This is a genomic window from Niabella aquatica (genome assembly GCF_054779315.1).
Genome location: NZ_BAAGYM010000012.1, coordinates 1 through 19,420, shown reverse-complemented (window position 1 = coordinate 19,420; position 19,420 = coordinate 1). Strand labels below are relative to the sequence as shown.

Sequence of the window (19,420 nt, the reverse complement as noted above, 5' to 3'; positions counted from 1 at the left end):
AATTGCACCATAAACCAAACAATAAGATTCAATTACTATTACCTAAGCTGATAACAAAAAATCTATATATCTTATGAGCAAAAAACAGGATTCTACAGGTAAGCTGGACAGCCTTGAAAAGATCAGTGTGAATATCTATCCTGATGTTAAAAAGGGCTCGCTGGCTATTGCCCAAACCATTGCTGATCTTATACGAAAAAAGCAATCCAAGAATCAGCCATGTGTTTTAGGCCTGGCAACAGGCTCCAGTCCTAAAACCCTGTATGCCGAGCTGGTTCGTATGCATAAAGAAGAAGGGTTAAGCTTTAAGAATGTAGTTACTTTTAATCTGGATGAATATTACCCGATAAGCAAAACGGCTCCTCAAAGTTATAACAGCTTTATGCACACGCACTTGTTCAGCCATGTTGATATTAACCCTGAAAATATTCATATACCCAATGGTGAAATAGCAAAAGATGATATTAAAACAGCCTGCTCCGAATACGAAAAACAGATAGAGACAGCCGGTGGCATTGACCTTCAGATATTAGGTATCGGCAACAATGGACATATTGGTTTCAATGAGCCCGGCTCGGGCATTTATACCAGAACACGCCTGGTAAACCTTAGTAACAGTACCCGGCTGGCCAATGCCTATGAGTTTGCAAAAGTATCTGAAGTGCCGCGCATGGCTATTACTATGGGCATTGGTACCATCATAAAGTCAAAACAGATCATATTGATGGCCTGGGGACCTGCAAAAGCAATGGCAGTAAAAAAAGCAGTGGAAGATGAGGACTCTGAATTGGTTCCGGCATCGTTTCTGCAAAACCACGATAATGTAAGCTTTGTTATTGATCAAGCTGCAGCTGCGCAACTCACCCGCTTTAAATCGCCCTGGCTTACAGGTGAATGCGAATGGACGCCTAAAATGGTAAAAAAGGCGGTAATCAATATGGCGCTTCAGCTGGGCAAAACTGTTTTAAGCCTCACCAATGAAGATTATAATGATAACGGGTTAAGCGATCTTTTAGTAGAAAAAGGCGATGCATATGAAATAAATCTCGAAGTATATTATATGCTTCGCGATAGCATTACCGGCTGGCCCGGCGGCAAACCTAATGCTGTAATCCCTACACACCCTGAAAGGTCTGAGCCCTATCCCAAAAGAGTGGTGATCTTCTCTCCCCACCCGGACGATGATATCATCAGTATGGGGGGTACCTTCCTGCGCCTGCACGACCAGGGGCATGATGTTCATGTAGCTTATCAAACATCGGGCAATATTGCTGTAACCGATGAGTTCGTCACCCGCTTTTTAGATTTTGCCGTAGGTTTTAATGAAATAGCCCATATCCATTCAGATATACCCGGAAAGATGCTCAGTGAAGCCCAGAAGTTTATCGCTGACAAAAAGCCCGGTCAGGTTGATACAGCCGCTATTCGTGCCATTAAGGGACTGATAAGAAGAGGCGAGGCTAAAGCCACCTGTAATTATGTGGGCATCCATCCTCAGAATATACATTTTCAAAACCTGCCTTTTTATGAAACAGGCACTATTGAAAAAAATCCTTTGGGAGAAGAAGATATACAACTTACTGTTGACCTGTTGCGCGAAATAAAACCGCACCAGGTTTATTGCGCCGGAGATTTTGCCGATCCGCATGGAACCCACCTGGTTTGCTTTAATGCAGTATTGAAGGCATTACAGCGGATAAAAGCCGATGGTGATGAGTGGATCAACGACTGCTGGTTATGGCTGTATAAAGGCGCATGGCAGGAATGGGATATTGAGGATATTGAAATGGCTATTCCGATGAGCCCGTCGCAGGTTTTAAAAAAACGTTTTGGTATTTTTATTCACCAGTCTCAAAAAGACAGCGTGCCTTTCCAGGGAAGCGATGACCGCGAATTCTGGCAGCGCGCAGAAGAGCGCAACGCGGCCACGGCAAAAATCTATGCAGATCTCGGGCTTACTCATTATGCCGCAATAGAAGCCTTTGTTAGATGGCATTATTAAAGTTTTATAATGACAACTCTTTTAACCAAAGCTGTCCCTCCAGGGCAGCTTCTTTTTTGCCTGTAAACAGGAAGGGCAAAAGCTTAAGGTAGTGCTCCCCCTTCCGAGCGGGGATTTCATTTTAACATCTTGTGTAGGATGTGAACCGGCGCGGCCAGGAAATATACGTCTGACGATATATTGTTTCTTGTATATGCAAAGAAAATGGCCTCAGCGAAGCAGCCCATAAAGAACGGGAGCTATTTTTTCCAAAGGCCAACCTTGTTTCAGGGCTTCGCCGTTAACCAAGCGCTATTTTTGGCATACATGCAGATGAAAAAGGGAAAATAGCCTTATATGCCATGGAAACAGAGGAATATAAAAAACTGGTAGCAGCTCCGGATGTCAAAAAGATAAAAGCAATGCGCAACTCTGGGAAATAAGAACCAGGTAATCGCCCTTTTTCTTATTGTAATATGTAATAACTATGAGATATAACTCCTACTCTATCTTGTCTTCTGCTTTTTCCCCATTTTCTACAATATCGCCCGGTTTAAATAATACATTTTGCATAACGATACGCCATTCTTTTTTCTTCCGCAGCAGAAATTCAAGGTCCATGGCAAAATGAATGAATTCTTCTTTTTGGGCCTGTGTCATGATTTTCTTTGCATCCTGGTCTTTCTCCACGTAAATACGCTGTTCATACCAATCGATTGCTTCTGCTTCTTCAATTAAAGAACGGACCATTCTTGCAAAAGTTCTTACCGGCTGTGAAAGCTCTTCCGGTGGTTCATGATACTGATCAAATCCCATAGTTTTCGGTTGTATAACTAAAATGCTGCCTTCTGGCAATCAGGATATCCGCAATTATTAAGCCAATAACTTCTGAATAAACAAAGAAATGTAACGCTTTCGAATACAAATAGATTAAAACAGCTTTATCATTTTTTTCTATAGACTGATCGGAAAATTTTATAAAATGAACCCCCTTTTCATTTATACTTTTTAGTATAAATAGCGTATCTTCGCTTAATGAATACGGATACTGCACAAATAGATAACCTGGAGGTTCCGGAGGTTGAGCTTGACCCGATTGAAAGTCATGTTAATAGCGAATATAAATATGGTTTTGTCACAGATATTGAGTCAGAATCTGCTCCTAAAGGCCTTAATGAAGATATTATAAAGTTCATTTCCGCTAAAAAAAATGAGCCGGAATGGATGCTCGAGTGGAGGCTCAAAGCTTACCATCACTGGTTAAAAATGAAAGAACCGGGCTGGGCCAATATTAGCTTCCCCCCCATCGATTATCAGGATGTAATTTATTACTCGGCTCCCAAGCAAAAAATAAAGCCCAAAAGTCTTGACGAGGTGGATCCTGAGCTAATCAAAACTTTTGAAAAGCTGGGTATTTCACTGGAAGAGCAAAAGCGCCTTACAGGTGTTGCTGTAGATGCAGTTATTGACAGCATTTCTATAGGAACCTCTTTTAAAGAACAGCTGGCAGAATTGGGTATCATCTTCTGTTCTATGAGCGAAGCCATACAGGAGCATCCGGAATTGGTACGGCAGTACCTGGGAAGCGTTGTACCCGTAACCGATAACTTCTTTTCAGCATTAAATTCAGCGGTATTCAGCGATGGTTCTTTCTGTTTTATTCCCAAAGGGGTGCGTTGTCCTATGGAACTTTCCACTTATTTCCGCATCAATGCAGAAAATACAGGGCAGTTTGAGCGTACACTGATCGTTGCAGAAGAAGCAAGTTATGTAAGCTACCTGGAAGGATGTACAGCTCCAATGAGAGATGAAAATCAATTACATGCAGCAGTTGTAGAAATAATCGCTTTAGATAATGCAGAAGTGAAATATTCTACTGTTCAGAACTGGTATCCGGGAGATAAAGAAGGCAAAGGCGGTATTTACAATTTTGTTACCAAACGTGGAATATGTAAAGGTGTGAACTCTAAAATAAGCTGGACGCAGGTAGAAACCGGCTCATCCATTACCTGGAAATACCCGAGTGTAATATTGCAGGGTGACAATTCCAATGGTGAATTTTATTCGGTTGCCGTTACCAACAACTACCAGCAGGCCGATACTGGTACGAAGATGATACACCTCGGTAAAAATACGAGAAGCAGGATAGTAAGTAAAGGAATATCAGCAGGTTACAGCAATAATAGTTATAGAGGATTAGTACGTGTGGGTAAAAATGCAAGCAATGCCCGGAACTTCTCACAATGTGATTCCCTTTTGTTAGGAGATAAGTGTGGCGCCCATACCTTCCCTTACATCGAGGTGAAAAATAATACCGGCATCGTAGAACATGAAGCTACTACTTCAAAAATAGGTGAAGACCAGATATTCTACTGCAACCAACGTGGTATTGATACCGAAAAAGCAGTGGCACTGATCATTAATGGCTTTGCTAAAGAAGTGATGAACCAGCTACCAATGGAATTTGCTGTTGAAGCACAAAAATTATTGGCTATCAGCCTAGAAGGAAGTGTTGGATAAAATTAAAGTTTAGAATACTAAAATTAAATAAGAAATTTTAAATAAATTATGTTAACAATTAATGACCTGCGTGCAGGTATTGAAGGCAGAGAAATATTAAAAGGTGTGAACCTGCAGATAAATCCGGGAGAAGTACATGCTATCATGGGACCTAACGGAGCCGGTAAAAGTACATTGGCTTCTGTTTTAGCCGGAAAAGCAGATTATGAGGTATTGGGCGGCTCAGTTGAGTTCCTGGGCAAAGATTTGCTGGAGCTGGCTCCGGAAGAGCGTGCAGGAGAAGGGATATTTCTTAGTTTTCAATATCCTGTTGAAATTCCGGGTTTAAGCACCACAAATTTCATGAAAACGGCTGTTAATGAGATCAGGAAATACCGTGGAGAAGAAGAGCTGGACGCTGTTACCTTTCTTAAAAAAATGAAAGAAAAAATGGCCCTGGTTGAAATTGACCAGTCCATGCTCAGCCGATCGCTGAACGAAGGGTTTTCGGGTGGTGAAAAAAAGCGCAACGAGATCTTTCAGATGGCAATGCTGGAACCTAAACTGGCCATCCTCGATGAGACAGACTCAGGCCTGGATATCGACGCCATACGCATTGTAGCTAATGGTGTCAATAAATTACGCACACCGGAAAACGCTACACTGGTTATTACGCACTACCAGCGCCTGCTGGAATATATTGTTCCGGATTTTGTACATGTGCTGTATAACGGGCAGATCGTAAGATCGGGCACTAAAGAACTGGCGTACGAGCTGGAAGAAAAAGGCTACGATTTTATCAAAAGCGCTTTGGTGTAATCCTATTAGCATATCATCACATTAGCATATTAGCACATTAAACAAATGGACACAATCGCATATTTAAAAGAACGTTTTGAACAGCTGCAGGCCAATCCTGTAAACCCGCATATTAAGCTGATAAGGGATGAAGCGTTTACCGAATTTACGCAAACCGGCATTCCTACTGTAAAGCATGAAGAGTGGAAATATACACGCATTAACGACTTTTTCGGTAAAGACTATCATTTTACTGCCGATCTGAAAGAAAAAGCTTTTACTGTACCCGACCTGGAGCTTTTACAGCTTCCGGGGCATGAAGAGGCGAACCTGGTAGTTTTTGTGAACGGCCATTTTCATCCTGAGCTATCGCATACCCGTTCAGAAGAATTAGCAATTATTTCTTTGCAGGAAGCCACAGCACATCCCCAATATAGTGCTATTGTAAAAGAACACCTGGGGCATAGTGCCGCTTATCATAAAGACGGCATTAACGCACTAAACACCGCTTTCATACAGGAAGGCGTGTTTATACATGTGTTTAAAAGCCGTACTACCAGCCACCCTGTTTATTTATACAATATTACCGATGCCCGTAATGGTAATATTTTTGCACAACCCCGTTGCCTGGTACATGTAGCACAAAATGCACAGGTGCAGATAGCAGAAACCTTTGCAACGATTGGTGCAGACGAGAGCTTTACCAACCAGGTAATTGAGCTGATAGTAGAAAAAGATGCGGTTCTGGATTTCTATAAGATCCAGAACGATGCACCCAATTCAAAAGTAGTAAGCACTACACATGTTCATCAGGTAGGGAAAAGTGTTGCCAATGTAGTAACCGTTTCGCTGAATGGCGGTTTGATCCGCAATAACCTGAACATGGTAATGTCGGCAGAGTTTTGCGAAGCCAATATGTACGGCTTATATTTAGGAGACGGGCATACTCATATTGATAACCATACGGTGGTAGACAACAGGCAACCCAACTGCCTGAGCAATGAACTATACAAAGGGGTGCTGAATGGAAGCGCTACCGGCGTGTTTAATGGTAAAATTTTTGTACGCCAGGTAGCTCAGAAAACAAATGCTTACCAAAGCAACCGCAACATCCTGCTTTCGGAGAACGCAAGTGTTAATACCAAACCACAGCTGGAAATTTTTGCAGATGACGTAAAATGCTCACATGGCTGTACCGTGGGACGCCTTGATGAAGACGCGTTATTTTATATGCGCTCCCGTGGTATTGAAGAAAAAACAGCCACTTCCCTCCTGCTGCACGGCTTTGCTTTGGATATTTTAGAAAAGATCCATCACGAGAGAGTAAGAACTTTTGTAGAAGCGTTCATTACAAAAAAGCTGGCCCTGTAAAGCGCCCAATGAAGGGCTTAAAAAAATAATGGGACGTTCATGAAAACAGCTACTTTAAATACAAAGCATACTTTTGATGTTGAAGCCATCCGCCGGGACTTTCCCATCCTGAACCGGGAGATAAAAGGTCACCGGCTGGTTTACTTTGATAATGCCGCCACATCGCAAAAGCCGCAAACGGTTATCGATGCGCTGGTGCATTATTATAGTTTCAATAATGCCAATGTGCACCGTGGTATCCATACGCTGGCGGAAGAGGCCACGGCCGATTTTGAAGCTACCCGCGATGCCGTAAAAGACTTCATTAATGCCGCAGCCAGGGAAGAAATCATCTATACAAAAGGTACTACCGAAAGTATTAACCTGCTGGCTTACACCTGGGCCCGGCAAAACCTGAATGAAGGAGATGAGATCATTGTTTCTGGTATGGAGCATCATTCCAATATTGTTCCGTGGCAAATTGTTGGTGCAGAAAAGAATGCCACGCTAAAAGTAATTCCTGTGAATGACAATGGTGAATTACTGATGGATGAGTACAGAAAGCTGCTCAGTGACCGTACCCGGCTGGTAGCCGTAAACCATGTATCCAACGCAATGGGTACCGTAAATCCTGTTAAAGATATTACACAAATGGCCCATGAAAAAGGAGCCATTGTATTGATAGATGGTGCACAAAGCACAATGCACCTGGATATCGATGTGCAGGATATGGATTGCGATTTCTTTGCTTTTTCATCGCACAAAATGCTGGGACCAACCGGCATGGGTATTTTATATGGCAGGAAAGCTTTATTAGAAGCGATGCCCGTGTTTAATGGTGGTGGTGAAATGATTAAAGAAGTCACTTTTGAAAAAACCACCTACAACGAGCTACCTTACAAGTTTGAAGCCGGCACCCCCAATATTGCTGATGCGATTGCCTTAAAGCCAGCTATTGAATATATTAATAAAACGGGTAAGGCCAATATTCGCCAACAGGAAGACTTGCTGCTGGCACATGCCACGCAAAGACTGAAAGAAATTGACGGATTAAGAATTATTGGAGATAATGACCATAAAGTAAGCGTAGTATCTTTTGTTATAGCAGGCGTTCACCCGCAGGACGTAGGGATCTTATTGGATAATAAAGGAATTGCAGTGCGTACCGGCCACCATTGCGTAGAGCCATTAATGAACCGTTTTTGCATTCCCGGAACCATAAGAGCTTCTTTTGCCTTGTATAATACCATTGAAGAAGTGGATATCATGGTAGGAGCATTGAATAGAGCCGTAAAAATTTTGAGATAGTGTTATGCACCTCATAAACAAATAATTAATGTCAAACCGGATGATTAATAAATAATGACACAGACTATAGAACAAACGGAAGCAGAAATAATAGATGAATTTTCGCTGTTTGACAGCTGGGATGATAAGTATGAATATATTATTGACCTGGGCAAAAAACTGGCGCCCCTGCCCGATGCATTTAAAACGGAGGAAAATAAAGTAAAGGGCTGCCAATCTACCGTTTGGCTTACAGCTGATTATAGCGACGGAAAAGTATATTACAAAGCAGAAAGTGATGCTGTAATAGTGAAAGGCCTGATCAGTATGCTGATTCGTGTACTAAGTGGTCATACACCCGATGAGATCATCAACGCTCAAATGGATTTTATCAATAAAATAGGTATGACGAGCCATCTTGCGCAAACACGGTCTAACGGGTTACTGGCTATGGTAAGGCAAATGAAGCATTATGCGCTGGCGTTTAAGGCCATGGCAAGTTGAGGTGCTGTTACAAGTTCCTCGTTACAGGTTTCATATTACAGGTTAATACAAAACTTGAAAATGAAAAGTTACAGGGATTTGAATATTTATAAAGATGCTCACCGCCTGGCGATCGTTGTACATACACTTAGTCTATTATTGCCCAGGTTTGAAATGTATGAAGAAGGAAGTCAAATTAGAAGATCTTCAAAAGCTATATCAACAGCTATTGTAGAAGGTTACGGTAGAAAAAAGTACAAGGCAGATTTTCTTAGATTTCTTACTTATGCTTAATCGGAGTGTGATGAAACGGTTGAACATCTTGATTTTTTATTTGAAACAGAATCTCTTGAAGATAAAATTCGTTACAATGAGACAAAGGACGATTACATAAAATTGAGTAAACAAATAAACAAATTTATCGACTGGGTTGAAGGCAATTGGAACAATTTCGAATCAGAATAACCAGCAACCAGTAACTAGTAACATGGAACAAATAAGAGATAAGGTAATTGAAGTGCTGCAAAGCGTTTTTGACCCTGAGCTACCTGTAAACATTTATGAGCTGGGATTGATCTACAAAGTAGAGGTAAACGAAGGGGGAAATGTTTTTGTGCTAATGACCCTTACAGCACCAGGATGCCCGGCAGCACAATCGTTGCCCCTGGAAGTGGATGAAAAAGTAAGGAAGGTAGAAGGCGTTAACGACGTATTGGTTACCGTAACCTGGGACCCGCCATGGAACAAAACAATGATGAGCGAAGCTGCTCAGTTAGAATTAGGGTTCCTGTAAAATATAAACAGGTATTGGAATAGCCTGAAGATGGCTGCTTAAATGCAGGATCAAAAATACCACCTATAACTATCGTTAAATAAGAATTCTCGAAAATGAAAATTACCGCACAGGAAGAATACGGCTTAAGGATTTTGATACGCATTGCGTCCTGCAAAGACCATGACGGAATGAGCATCCCTCAATTAAGCGAAACGGAGCAACTCAGCCAGCATTATATTGCCAAGCTTACCAGGCTGCTGCGCATGGCTCATTTAATCCGTAGTACACCAGGTAATAAAGGCGGCTACATTTTAGCCCGTCCGGCAAATGAAATTTTTATTAAAAACGTTCTGGAAGCTTTAGGAACTCCGCTGGATAAAGAATTTACAGATGAAAATGGTGCAGTGATGCGCTTTTGCACCAATTCTGTAGATTGCTCTTCCCGATCGCTATGGCAAATGATTCAGCTAACAGTAAATAATTTACTGGAAAGGATTACTTTACTAGACCTGGTAACCGAAAATGACAATAAAAACACCATTTTTGATGCGTTAAGTCCTGAATTTTTGGAGAAAAAATAATATTTTTTTTATACAAATATGTAATCAGCTGATTATAAAAAACAAATTTTTAAAAAAAAATCCCATACGCTGGGTTACCTCTTTGTCTTTTAGGTATTAATCTTCAAATTATAATTTTAAAACAAAAAAGACAATCATGAAAAAATTATTCGCAATTGCTCTGATCGCTGTATCTTTCGCAGCTTGTAACAGTGGTGAAACTAAAACTGAAGAAGGTGCTGAAGCTACTGCAGATTCTTTAAACGCTCAGGTGGAAGCTGTTGCAGATTCTGCACATGCTACAATTGATTCTGCTGCTGCTACAGTTGATTCTGCTGCTGCTGCTGCTGTGGATTCTCTGAAAAAATAAGAGCAATTACTAATTAGCTATAAAGAGCCGGCTGATATCTTCAGTCGGCTTTTTTGTATATGCATACCGCGGATAAGAATAAACGGTGTATCAAAAGAATGGCAGCCTGGCGCCAGACAATGAGTACGATTTAGTGGTTAACATTGGGAGGTTTTTTTTCGGTGGTCGGGCTCAAAACATCTCTCTTCTAACACCAATGACCTGTTTGTTACAGGCTGATTATCAATCGTAACCTCTCTCCAGAATTTCAGGAGACACTTCCGCTCCGTCCCGTACAGTTGTCGGGACTTCGGTCAGTGTGACGGTAAAAAACAGGTGATTGCTTCTTTTGTCAGCACATCGTTCACCGTTCTCCAGATACCCAAAGGATTCTCATTTTTTAGCTCATGAGGTAATAATTGATTACTCCAGTTCTGATATGCTACCGGGCGGGCAAATCTTTTAATACCATCGGCTCCTACCGAAGAAAACCTTGCATCAGTTGTAGAAGGGAAAGGACCGCCATGCTGCATACTCAGGCATACTTCAACACCTGTGGGCACACCATTTAAAATAAAGCGGCCACAAAGATCCTGAACAGCATCTACCAGTTCCTGGTTGTTTTGTATATCTGCTGCTGTTGCTATTAATGTAGCGGTCAGCTGGCCTTCGATATGTTGGGCGACATTGATCATTTGCCGCATATCTTTACACTTTATCATTAAGGAATAAGGGCCAAACACCTCCTGGTGCAGCAGCGGGTTATTGATAAAAGTATCGGCATTAACAGCAACTATTGTAGGAAGCCCCTGTTGTGCTTCCGGTGCTATTTCCGAAACAGCGACTATTTCCACTTCCGGCTGAGACAAGGCCTGGTTTCTTTTTTCTGTATAATTCTTATAAATACCCTCATGCAGCATAGTTGCAGGAGCAATGGCTTTTATTTCGGCTGCCAGCGTTGCTGTAAATATGTTAAGATCTGCTCCTTCCAGGCCAATCAGTAAACCGGGATTGGTACAAAACTGCCCCATCCCTAATGTAATGGAGCCCGCATATTCCTTTGCAATGGCTGCAGCCGAAGCGCTCATTTTTCGGGGAAGCAAAAAAACAGGATTGATACTGCTCATTTCTGCAAAAACCGGGATCGGTTCTTTGCTCCGGCTGGCCCAGTCGAACAACTGTCTGCCTCCGGCAAAGGAACCCGTAAATCCGACTGCTTTTGTATAGGGATGCGTGACCAACGCCCTGCCTATTTCAAACGACCGGCCATGCAGATGGGTAAAAACACCTTGAGGCAGTTGACACGCTTCCACGGCTTTTGCTATTGCATTTGCTACCAGCTCGCTGGTTTGGGCATGGGCAGGATGTGCTTTTACAATTACCGGGCACCCGGCCGCAAAAGCGGTCGCCGTATCACCACCAGCGGTAGAATAAGCAAACGGGAAATTGGAGGCACCAAAAACAGCTACCGGCCCTAATGGAACCAACATTTTCCTGATATCCGGCCTGGGCGGCGACTTACCGGGAATTGCTGTATCAATGCGAGCTTCGAGCCACACCCCTCTTTCGCAGGCATCTGCATAAGAGTTTAACTGGAATACCGTTCTTGCACGCTCCTCTCTCAACCTTGCCTCTGGTAAGTTGGTTTCTTTGCCCGCTGTTATTATCAGATCATCACCTAACCGATCTATTTGTTTGGCAATGGAACGCATAAAGCCGGCTCGTTCTTTTAGCGAACATTTTCTGTAAACGTGAAAGGCATTCCATGCAGCTTTTAAAGATTCATCTACCTGTTGTAGGGTGGCATCGTTAAACATACGTGTACTTTTTTATTGACGGTTTTTTGATTACCCATTTTGCTGCGAATATGCAGGCCGGGACATGTAACACAAAAAAGTGAGAGCCCTGTCTACCCGACAGCTACGCTGTACACACAAGTCTGTAATATCATTATGGAATCTGTAGGATTCACATGTTTATAGACAATCATGTCCATTTTACGATTCGACCCCGTAGGGGTCGTACCCTTCTGAATGATTGCTTAAACTATAAATATGACATCTCTTCGAGATGTGTGTATAGGGGAGCTACCCAACAGGCAGGCACAACAAAGATGCCATACATCCTTTTGCCGGTGCAAAAATTAAAGGTCCATAAAATTTTTCTCAGTCAGGTAACCGGGCTTTTAAAAACGGCCCCTAATGGAGGGATAAATCTCCTGGCTATACAAGTCGTTTAGCTGTGCCATGATTTCATGGCTTATAGGGGGAAGCGTGGCGGCCTGCACATTACTGCTTACCTGTGCAGCACTGGAAGCGCCCGGTATAACCGTGGTGATTTCGGGATGCTGTAAAATCCATTTTAAACTATACTGCGCCAGGTGAGCTGCAGGTAATATGTTGCTGATCTTTTCAACAAGCTCCAGGGCTTTGCCAAACTCGATACCGCTGAAAGTTTCGCCTGCATTAAATGCTTCCCCGTTGGCATTATAATTCCTGTGGTCGTTTTTATCAAATACGGTGCGTGCCGTAAACTTCCCGCTCAACAGGCCGCTGGCCAAGGGTACTCTTGCGATAAGCGCGGTTCCCTGCTCCCTGGCCTGCTCAAAAAATAAACCGGGCAAATGCTGCCTGAATAAATTAAATATGATCTGCAGGGAAGCCACATCTTTATGCTTTAAACAAATTAACGCCTCGTCGGCAGTTTCCACGCTTACACCAAAATGCCGGATCAGCCCCTCCTGCTGCAGGCGGCGCAGATAGTCAAATACCTTTCCTCTTTCCAGCTCGGCTGAAGGTATGCAATGCAGCTGCTCCAGGAACAACTGGTCCATATCCAAATGGTGAAGTGAGTCTTCCACATGACGGCGCATAGCATCATAGGTAAAATTTTGCGGCCAGCCGTTAGGCGCATCCTGCCTGCGTCCCAGCTTGGTAGCAACAAACAGTTTTTTGCCGGATTGCTTCAGATAGCGCCCGATGATTGTTTCGCTTACACCCATGCCGTATACATCGGCAGTATCTATAAAATTCCCGCCACCGGCAGTATAGGTTTCTAAAATTTCAAAGGCTTTATCTTCATCCACCATACCCCAATCGGCGCTGCCCAGCTGCCAGGTACCCAAACCTATCTCCGCAATTGACGCTCTGTGAAAGTTTCTGTAGTTCATAAAATGATTCATTTATTTAAAAGTATTCGCAATACTTAGTGTAGTCTTCCGTGTTTTTAGGACAGATGGACATTTGTAAGCCTCCCGCTATTTCGTTTTCCTTCTTTTATAGTTAAAAATTAATAATTCCCTCTGATTTTAAACTGCCGTTTTTTAAAGAATACTTACATGAAGCTGAACGGGAACAAAAGCTCAAATAAAACTGGGCAGAAAAATGAATAGCAATCATGTTTATAATTTTTTTCATTTATCCCACTATTTGAATACTTCCGGTAGCCGTGAATGACGTATCAGATCCATTAAAATCACCTAATAAAAAATACACATTCGTATCGCCGTCCGCCCAAAGCGTCATCGTTTTGCCATTGGTATCACTTCTCTTAACATGCTCTCCGAAGATATCTCCGTAAAAATCGTAATTAGCAGAATTAACAGTTACTCTTATTAAAAACTTAGCAAACAATGTGTATGGGCTATACTTTATTTTTGTTTGGATCTTTATTGTAAATGCGGCTGATGTGCCGGAGTACAGGCTTGATGTAGCCCCTAACACCCAGGAAACATATCCTAACCCCGTATCTCCTGATCTTCGCAAAGGTATTGTTCCTCTGCTTAGCAGATTAGCTCCCGCAACTGAAGTGCTCGTTATCTTTACTCTGTCAATGCTTTCCAGTAATGATACACCATCTGTGATATAGTTACTCGGAAAATCGAGCGTGTTATCATGTGAAGCTTGCTTAGTGGTTCTTATCAGTGTCCTTCCGCCCGTAAGGTCTATTAATCCCCGGTAAGTGTAGCTGTTCAAAACAGAACCGATATTCACTATCGAATTTGTCTCATCGAATGTTCCAAATAGTATGCCCGATGCGGGTGCAGGTACAATCACCCTATCTGTAATGTTGTAATATCCTCCAGATATTTTAAAAAATCCTGTGGATATCTCACTGAAATCATACACATCCTTAATAGCCTCCGCATAATGCCCATTGATAGTAATTCCCAGACAGTCTCCTTTGAATTTAAATCCAGTCGTTCCCCCTTCTGTCGTTGGAGATACGATCGTCAATGCAGTTGTACCGTTTTCAAATAAAAAACAATAATTTTTTGTGGCTGTAACGCGATCAATTAACACAGCATTTGTCTGCTCATCGAAGTGATAGCAATAAGATGCTGTATTAGCCCCGCTTGACCAGCACCCCCTGTATATTGTATAAAAACATCGTTTTGAGTACCAACTTTGTTCAACATTAAAAAATCTAATATTTTCAACTACGCAGCCCATTACAAAATTGTAAAGATGCAGCCCTCTTGCGGCATTCTGTATGTGACCATTCTTAATACCTGCATTTTGAACAATCTGTGTTTTGGGTATTGATGATGTATTATCTTCAACAACATTGCCATTCAAATAAGCGGTTTTTAAAATAACATTAGTTCCATCTCCAATCAAATAAGACCCATTCAAGTTTATTATTATATTAGAAGGAAGTAGCAATGTCCCAGTTATCTTATATTTTTTCCCAGCTCCGCATACCAATTGCCCTCCTGCTGTGATTGCAAGAAAGGTGATAGCTCTGTTAAAAGCAATCGTATCATCGGTTATATTGTTGCCAACGGCACCAAATCGCTCAGGTGCCACTGTACCGCCAGCTAAGTAGTTTGTATCTACATAATATTTTGTTCCCTTTTTTCGATATATGGGACTTGTCAAGGTACATTTTTCATCTGTGATAGCCGTGCCGTCAAACCAGGTCTCGGTCTCTTTGTAATCTATTTGTAAGCCAATACCAATCCTCTGATTTTTTATAATATCTTTTGCGATAGTTCCCATATCTTATCATTTAAATATCAAAATCATCATCATATTCCACCCCTATCAGCTCAGGAAAATTACCGGCCTGGTCCTTATCTGCAGTCCATGTTCCATCAGCTTTCAAATATTCTCCTATATGGGCATCAGGCGCTGTTCCTGTTCCGCCTACATAAGCAAATAACTTTTTTAACGCTTTATCATTGTAGATCTCTGTAACAAAAAGAAGCGACCATTGACATTGAAGATCCCCGTACTCTACATAAAAATTATTCGTACTACCAGGTACCACAAGAGGTATCCGGTCGGTACCTGTCAATTCCGCCGCACTTCTTTTGTTTCCCTCAGAAATTTTTTTGTCTGCCATTTCTTAACTATTTTCTAATAAAATAAAACCACTGCCATCTTCGAGCATTATCCGCCCGCCATCTTCCCAAAGCAGGAAACCGGGCGGCTCCGGCTCATCTGTATTATTAGTAACTGGTGCTTCATCTTCACTGAATGTATTAGGCATCCCTGCCGTGTTTGTAAGGCCTGGTGTGCTGGTGTGTTCTTCGCTGCTAGTCATAAAAATATATTAGAAAGTTCTTAAAAATGTTTCTAATCACCCCTCACCTTTAAGTGAACTGTTCCGTGCAAATTTGGTGTTTTAATAAAGATACTAATAATAAAACAATTAAACCATCTTAACGATGCAGTTCAGCCGTGCCCTTATGACTTTGAATTAAAAGTTTCCAGGAAGCGCATCCATTACTGGCTAATTATACGCATCTATAGAAAGGGCTCGTTAAAGTAAGGCCTGTTATTTTACCGGGCATAAGTAACATGAAATCATAATGCTGAGGATGATAGTTTATAAACGGTTATCGTAAGTTCTATTCAATATAAATTTCATTGTCGTCCCTATAGATACAACAAAAAACAATTTTTGATAGTGCACTTTTTAGACAATATTTAAGGGAATAAATGATCTCCAAATAATTATTACTTTTGTTTGTTATTATTTAGTTTATGTAGTATCTTGTAAGCTAACGAGGGCTGGGTAATTTCACTCCATGTCTTCTTCAGATAACAATGAGTTTAAACGCCAAAAGGACCTTAAGGAGGAATTCAAGGTATAAAAGGATTGACTTATCTTCTTGCTTTAAATCTGAAAAAATTATTTATAGTGCTTCCTAATACTCCTAACATGATTTATGATTTGTTAGAAATTTTTAAAGTAATTGAATAATGCCAGATTTGACAGGTAAAAAATTTGTTTTTTATGTCACAGTAGATGGTGACCTAAAACCTATTATCTGTACGCCAAATAGTACGATAAACTTTAATTAAGAGGAAATCACTTATGGATAGACGGAGATCGTATTATACGGGTTTGTTTGGCGGATACATTCCATACATTTGAATATGCAAAAATTGAATATTGTGATATAATCTATACATATCCAACACTAACGGAAGAAATTTTGCTATAAAATTTAAACATAAATCTATGAACAAGGCAATAACTAAGTCAGAAATACAGAACATAATACATCAAGCGATAGAGGCTAATAGCATAACGAAAGGTGAGTTAGCCGATATACTCAATGAAATAATGGACGATATACGAGATGATCCAAAATGTGAACACTGCTCTCTAATATTGACTTATGACGATTTTAATTAAAAAAATATGGCAACACCAGCAACAGATATAACTTTAGCGATCAATACAATTTCAAAGAAAGCAGTAACCTACGAAATTGTTGAGACACATTGGGATGGATCCGCAATGGACGATGGCAAAATAGATGGCGTGATCTATAAAAAAGATGGAGAGCTATATAAAAAAAGGTGTTTAACAAAAGATGATTATTTAACACCTGAGATGTTTAGTGCAACTGGTAATGCCAATTATAAGAATCCATCCAACAATCAACTCTATATTGATAGCGGGTATACTACACTGGCAACCGATGATACGGAGGCATTTCAAAATTGTATAACATGGGCCGCAAGACTAGGATTGGATATTATTATCCCTCAAAAAAAATATCTGATAACTAATACACTTAATTTCCCATACATAAGCCTCGTTGAATTTAAGCCGTACATCTTAAGAGGTACAGGCAGTTCGGTATTCACTACATTATATTTCTACAATACGACAATTAATACTCCTATGTTTTCGTTTGCAACAGGAGCACAGGGTTACTTTGCAATAGAAGGAGTTGAGTTGGTTAATGCCAATGTACGAACTTGCACATGTTTTTACTTTTATGATAAGATAAGCATCAATTCACAACCAGCGCACTGGAAAATGAGGGTATTTAATTGCAGGGTTAATCAGTTCAAAATTGGAGCGCATATTGCAGGTGCATCAAGTTATAACGATGATGCTCATACATCAGAGGTTCTTTGGTTACATAATAAGTTCAAAAATAACGAAACGAGTTTTGTTTATGAAAACATACAGTCTGTCAATCATCAATTCATCGGAACGGATTCAGAGAATGATGAAATAGCAGATATTTCCGAGAAATGGAAACATTTTTATTTTAAAAGAGGAACATTCGTTAATCATTTTGGAGGCTCTATAATAGGCGCCGGTCCTTATTTATATATTGAGGTCACAGGAGCAAACGATTTTCAAGAAACCTCTAAATTTAATTCTTATGGAGTTCGTGTGGAACATAGAAATTCAGCTACTCCGCTTATCTATCATGCAGAAACGTCATCCATTGTTATTTCTAATGCTTTTGATGTTTGTATAAGAGAAATGAGTGTTATCAATTCTTATACAGGAAGTGATGAAATATTATTTGCTAAAACCGGAGGTTGCATGAACTATCATTTCGAAAATATCATGCTAAACAAAGTGATGTATGTTAGAGCAGCTATTACTTCTAATGTTACGATGAATTATAATTTAGGTAGAATTACGATAAAGGATTCACCCCGTTTAACATATAAGAGATATATACCATCATCGCCTGAGTATGGTTCTGCTGGTATGGCATCTAATATGCAGGTGGACATACCGACCGAAAACGATTTTAGAGCGTTTCGTAATATTCTAACGTCAACAAACGACGTGATAAATCCGGTGAATTATACTACTAATCAGTACCAGCCAGGTTTTGGAGGTGTTGCTGCTAAACAGATGGTTTATAAGCCTGTTTATAATACAGGTATTTGGTCAGGCATTGATCCTGGTGAATTAAAGGTAAAAATGCCTATAGGGACATGGCCTTATAAGGTTATAATAATCCGAAATGCCTTTAATATGGAAATTGCTGCCACGTTTTCTATAGAGGCTATTACGACGGCTGGCGTTAAAGAGTTAGGAGTCTTATCAGCAACAAATAAAGGTGGTTGCATTGAAATACCCTTAACACTCCCAATAGATAAGTCGATGAACAGCTTGTTGGTTGATGAGACTGTTTGGGATGGCACATTGAATATTAAGCGTACCGGTAATACACACTCTTTTATTGGAATGATAATAATTGAATATCTATAATATGTAGGGTCCCCCTGAAAAAGTGCAATGGGCTACAGTGGCTACAGTGGTAGGTTGTAGTTGGATGAAATAATAAATATGTAAGTACCCCATATTTCAGACAGCTATTAATGAGAGTGTAAAATAAATTGTGTAAATAGGTTAAGTAACTGCATTTAGAGCCGGCACCTGTTGTCAAAGATAGTTAAGAACTGATGAAGTATGAACCCCCAATTTTGGATGGGCATGCTCCATTTTTTTTCAATATTAGTGATGGCCATGTAAACCGCCTTTGTTGCTGCCTGATCATCGGGGAACTGCACTTTCGTTTTTGTGTATTTTCGGATACCCCGGTTCAGATTTTCGATGGTATTGGTGGTATAAATGATTTTGCGGATTTCCAGTGGGAAGTCAAAATAGCTGGTAAGACAATCCCAATTGTTGCGCCAGGATTCAATGGCGTGGCGGTATTTATGGCCCCATTTTTCGGAAAGTCTTTCCAGTGCAGTTTCTGCTCCATCCCGATTTACAGCCCCATAAACGTCCTTTAAATCGGCGCAGAAGGGTTTTCTGTCTTTCCACACCACATATTTACAGGAGTTGCGGATCTGGTGCACCACACAGAGCTGGGTTACGGTCTGAGGGAAGACTCCTTTGATGGCGTCTGTAAAACCTTTGAGATTGTCAGTGCAGGCGATCAGGATATCTTCCACACCCCGGGCTTTCAGATCAGTCAGTACACTCATCCAGAAAGAAGCTGATTCCGTTTCGGCCATCCACATGCCCAACACTTCTTTCAGTCCATCGTTTTTCAGGCCAATAACCAGGTAAATGCACTTGTTGATATACTTGCTATTCTGCTTTACTTTCAGTAC

At 40.9% G+C, this 19,420-nt stretch carries 18 protein-coding genes and 1 pseudogene; 12 read left to right on the top strand and 7 right to left on the bottom strand.

All coding sequences use genetic code 11. The features are described 5' to 3' along the window. Positions 1 to 73: 73 nt before the first annotated feature. Entirely contained in the window at positions 74 to 2,002 is a 1,929-nt protein-coding gene (gene nagB, locus ACYVBM_RS10850) for a glucosamine-6-phosphate deaminase (protein ID WP_460685675.1), read from the top strand. A 241-nt stretch (positions 2,003 to 2,243) separates the two neighbouring features. Next, positions 2,244 to 2,424: pseudogene (locus tag ACYVBM_RS10845) on the top strand (DUF6157 family protein). A 58-nt stretch (positions 2,425 to 2,482) separates the two neighbouring features. On the opposite strand, the gene ACYVBM_RS10840 reads toward ACYVBM_RS10845, so the two are convergent. Then, positions 2,483 to 2,797: a ferritin family protein gene (locus tag ACYVBM_RS10840; RefSeq protein ID WP_460685674.1), complete on the bottom strand. Its 315-nt coding sequence runs from the start codon at positions 2,795 to 2,797 to the stop codon at positions 2,483 to 2,485. Positions 2,798 to 3,016: 219 nt separating this feature from the next. On the opposite strand from ACYVBM_RS10840, the gene sufB reads away from it, so the two are divergent. The 9 genes from sufB to ACYVBM_RS10795 all read left to right on the top strand — a co-directional run bounded on the left by sufB (position 3,017) and on the right by ACYVBM_RS10795 (position 10,103). Further along, positions 3,017 to 4,501: a Fe-S cluster assembly protein SufB gene (gene sufB, locus ACYVBM_RS10835; RefSeq protein WP_460685673.1), complete on the top strand. Its 1,485-nt coding sequence runs from the start codon at positions 3,017 to 3,019 to the stop codon at positions 4,499 to 4,501. A gap of 48 nt (positions 4,502 to 4,549) precedes the next feature. Continuing rightward, positions 4,550 to 5,299, top strand: a complete 750-nt coding sequence (gene sufC, locus ACYVBM_RS10830; RefSeq protein WP_460685672.1) for a Fe-S cluster assembly ATPase SufC — start codon at positions 4,550 to 4,552, stop codon at positions 5,297 to 5,299. Between the two features lie 45 nt (positions 5,300 to 5,344). Further along, a complete protein-coding gene (gene sufD, locus ACYVBM_RS10825; protein ID WP_460685671.1) occupies positions 5,345 to 6,649 on the top strand; it encodes a Fe-S cluster assembly protein SufD in 1,305 nt (434 codons plus the stop codon). A gap of 39 nt (positions 6,650 to 6,688) precedes the next feature. Then, complete coding sequence (locus ACYVBM_RS10820) at positions 6,689 to 7,936, top strand: SufS family cysteine desulfurase (protein ID WP_460685670.1); 1,248 nt, start codon at positions 6,689 to 6,691, stop codon at positions 7,934 to 7,936. Positions 7,937 to 7,990: 54 nt separating this feature from the next. Next, positions 7,991 to 8,419 carry a SufE family protein gene (locus ACYVBM_RS10815; RefSeq protein ID WP_460685669.1) on the top strand — a complete coding sequence of 143 codons (429 nt, stop codon included), beginning with the start codon at positions 7,991 to 7,993 and terminating at the stop codon, positions 8,417 to 8,419. 60 nt (positions 8,420 to 8,479) lie between these two features. Next, positions 8,480 to 8,692: a four helix bundle protein gene (locus tag ACYVBM_RS10810; RefSeq protein WP_460685668.1), complete on the top strand. Its 213-nt coding sequence runs from the start codon at positions 8,480 to 8,482 to the stop codon at positions 8,690 to 8,692. 193 nt (positions 8,693 to 8,885) lie between these two features. Beyond that, a complete protein-coding gene (locus ACYVBM_RS10805; RefSeq protein WP_460685667.1) occupies positions 8,886 to 9,191 on the top strand; it encodes an SUF system Fe-S cluster assembly protein in 306 nt (101 codons plus the stop codon). Positions 9,192 to 9,286: 95 nt separating this feature from the next. Then, positions 9,287 to 9,754, top strand: coding sequence for an RrF2 family transcriptional regulator (locus ACYVBM_RS10800; protein WP_460685666.1), 468 nt, complete (start codon positions 9,287 to 9,289; stop codon positions 9,752 to 9,754). Between the two features lie 136 nt (positions 9,755 to 9,890). Next, on the top strand, positions 9,891 to 10,103 hold the full coding sequence (locus ACYVBM_RS10795; protein WP_460685665.1) for a hypothetical protein: 213 nt from the start codon (positions 9,891 to 9,893) through the stop codon (positions 10,101 to 10,103). Positions 10,104 to 10,396: 293 nt separating this feature from the next. Here ACYVBM_RS10795 and ACYVBM_RS10790 read toward each other — a convergent pair whose 3' ends face one another. The 5 genes from ACYVBM_RS10790 to ACYVBM_RS10770 all read right to left on the bottom strand — a co-directional run bounded on the left by ACYVBM_RS10790 (position 10,397) and on the right by ACYVBM_RS10770 (position 15,629). Then, positions 10,397 to 11,899, bottom strand: a complete 1,503-nt coding sequence (locus tag ACYVBM_RS10790) for an aldehyde dehydrogenase (NADP(+)) (RefSeq protein ID WP_460685664.1) — start codon at positions 11,897 to 11,899, stop codon at positions 10,397 to 10,399. Positions 11,900 to 12,267: 368 nt separating this feature from the next. Next, entirely contained in the window at positions 12,268 to 13,251 is a 984-nt protein-coding gene (locus tag ACYVBM_RS10785; protein ID WP_460685663.1) for an aldo/keto reductase, read from the bottom strand. 247 nt (positions 13,252 to 13,498) lie between these two features. After that, on the bottom strand, positions 13,499 to 15,082 hold the full coding sequence (locus ACYVBM_RS10780; protein WP_460685662.1) for a pectate lyase family protein: 1,584 nt from the start codon (positions 15,080 to 15,082) through the stop codon (positions 13,499 to 13,501). A gap of 10 nt (positions 15,083 to 15,092) precedes the next feature. Continuing rightward, complete coding sequence (locus tag ACYVBM_RS10775; RefSeq protein WP_460685661.1) at positions 15,093 to 15,428, bottom strand: hypothetical protein; 336 nt, start codon at positions 15,426 to 15,428, stop codon at positions 15,093 to 15,095. 3 nt (positions 15,429 to 15,431) lie between these two features. Continuing rightward, positions 15,432 to 15,629, bottom strand: a complete 198-nt coding sequence (locus ACYVBM_RS10770) for a hypothetical protein (protein ID WP_460685660.1) — start codon at positions 15,627 to 15,629, stop codon at positions 15,432 to 15,434. A gap of 1,107 nt (positions 15,630 to 16,736) precedes the next feature. Between ACYVBM_RS10770 and ACYVBM_RS10765 the strand changes: the two genes are divergently transcribed. Then, on the top strand, positions 16,737 to 18,566 hold the full coding sequence (locus tag ACYVBM_RS10765; RefSeq protein WP_460685659.1) for a hypothetical protein: 1,830 nt from the start codon (positions 16,737 to 16,739) through the stop codon (positions 18,564 to 18,566). A gap of 155 nt (positions 18,567 to 18,721) precedes the next feature. On the opposite strand, the gene ACYVBM_RS10760 is transcribed toward ACYVBM_RS10765, so the two are convergent. Next, the coding region (locus tag ACYVBM_RS10760) for an IS256 family transposase (RefSeq protein ID WP_460685658.1) at positions 18,722 to 19,420 on the bottom strand (699 nt) is incomplete at its 5' end.

What these genes read in the sequence shown, in the direction of transcription:
- ACYVBM_RS10820 (WP_460685670.1), top strand. Translation starts at nt 6,689, where the DNA reads ATGAAAACAGCTACTTTAAATACAAAGCATACTTTTGATGTTGAAGCC.
- ACYVBM_RS10790 (WP_460685664.1), bottom strand. Translation starts at nt 11,899, where the DNA reads ATGTTTAACGATGCCACCCTACAACAGGTAGATGAATCTTTAAAAGCT.
- nagB (WP_460685675.1), top strand. Translation starts at nt 74, where the DNA reads ATGAGCAAAAAACAGGATTCTACAGGTAAGCTGGACAGCCTTGAAAAG.
- ACYVBM_RS10815 (WP_460685669.1), top strand. Translation starts at nt 7,991, where the DNA reads ATGACACAGACTATAGAACAAACGGAAGCAGAAATAATAGATGAATTT.
- ACYVBM_RS10765 (WP_460685659.1), top strand. Translation starts at nt 16,737, where the DNA reads ATGGCAACACCAGCAACAGATATAACTTTAGCGATCAATACAATTTCA.
- ACYVBM_RS10795 (WP_460685665.1), top strand. Translation starts at nt 9,891, where the DNA reads ATGAAAAAATTATTCGCAATTGCTCTGATCGCTGTATCTTTCGCAGCT.
- sufC (WP_460685672.1), top strand. Translation starts at nt 4,550, where the DNA reads ATGTTAACAATTAATGACCTGCGTGCAGGTATTGAAGGCAGAGAAATA.
- sufD (WP_460685671.1), top strand. Translation starts at nt 5,345, where the DNA reads ATGGACACAATCGCATATTTAAAAGAACGTTTTGAACAGCTGCAGGCC.
- ACYVBM_RS10810 (WP_460685668.1), top strand. Translation starts at nt 8,480, where the DNA reads ATGAAAAGTTACAGGGATTTGAATATTTATAAAGATGCTCACCGCCTG.
- ACYVBM_RS10770 (WP_460685660.1), bottom strand. Translation starts at nt 15,629, where the DNA reads ATGACTAGCAGCGAAGAACACACCAGCACACCAGGCCTTACAAACACG.
- sufB (WP_460685673.1), top strand. Translation starts at nt 3,017, where the DNA reads ATGAATACGGATACTGCACAAATAGATAACCTGGAGGTTCCGGAGGTT.
- ACYVBM_RS10775 (WP_460685661.1), bottom strand. Translation starts at nt 15,428, where the DNA reads ATGGCAGACAAAAAAATTTCTGAGGGAAACAAAAGAAGTGCGGCGGAA.
- ACYVBM_RS10805 (WP_460685667.1), top strand. Translation starts at nt 8,886, where the DNA reads ATGGAACAAATAAGAGATAAGGTAATTGAAGTGCTGCAAAGCGTTTTT.
- ACYVBM_RS10800 (WP_460685666.1), top strand. Translation starts at nt 9,287, where the DNA reads ATGAAAATTACCGCACAGGAAGAATACGGCTTAAGGATTTTGATACGC.
- ACYVBM_RS10780 (WP_460685662.1), bottom strand. Translation starts at nt 15,082, where the DNA reads ATGGGAACTATCGCAAAAGATATTATAAAAAATCAGAGGATTGGTATT.
- ACYVBM_RS10785 (WP_460685663.1), bottom strand. Translation starts at nt 13,251, where the DNA reads ATGAACTACAGAAACTTTCACAGAGCGTCAATTGCGGAGATAGGTTTG.
- ACYVBM_RS10840 (WP_460685674.1), bottom strand. Translation starts at nt 2,797, where the DNA reads ATGGGATTTGATCAGTATCATGAACCACCGGAAGAGCTTTCACAGCCG.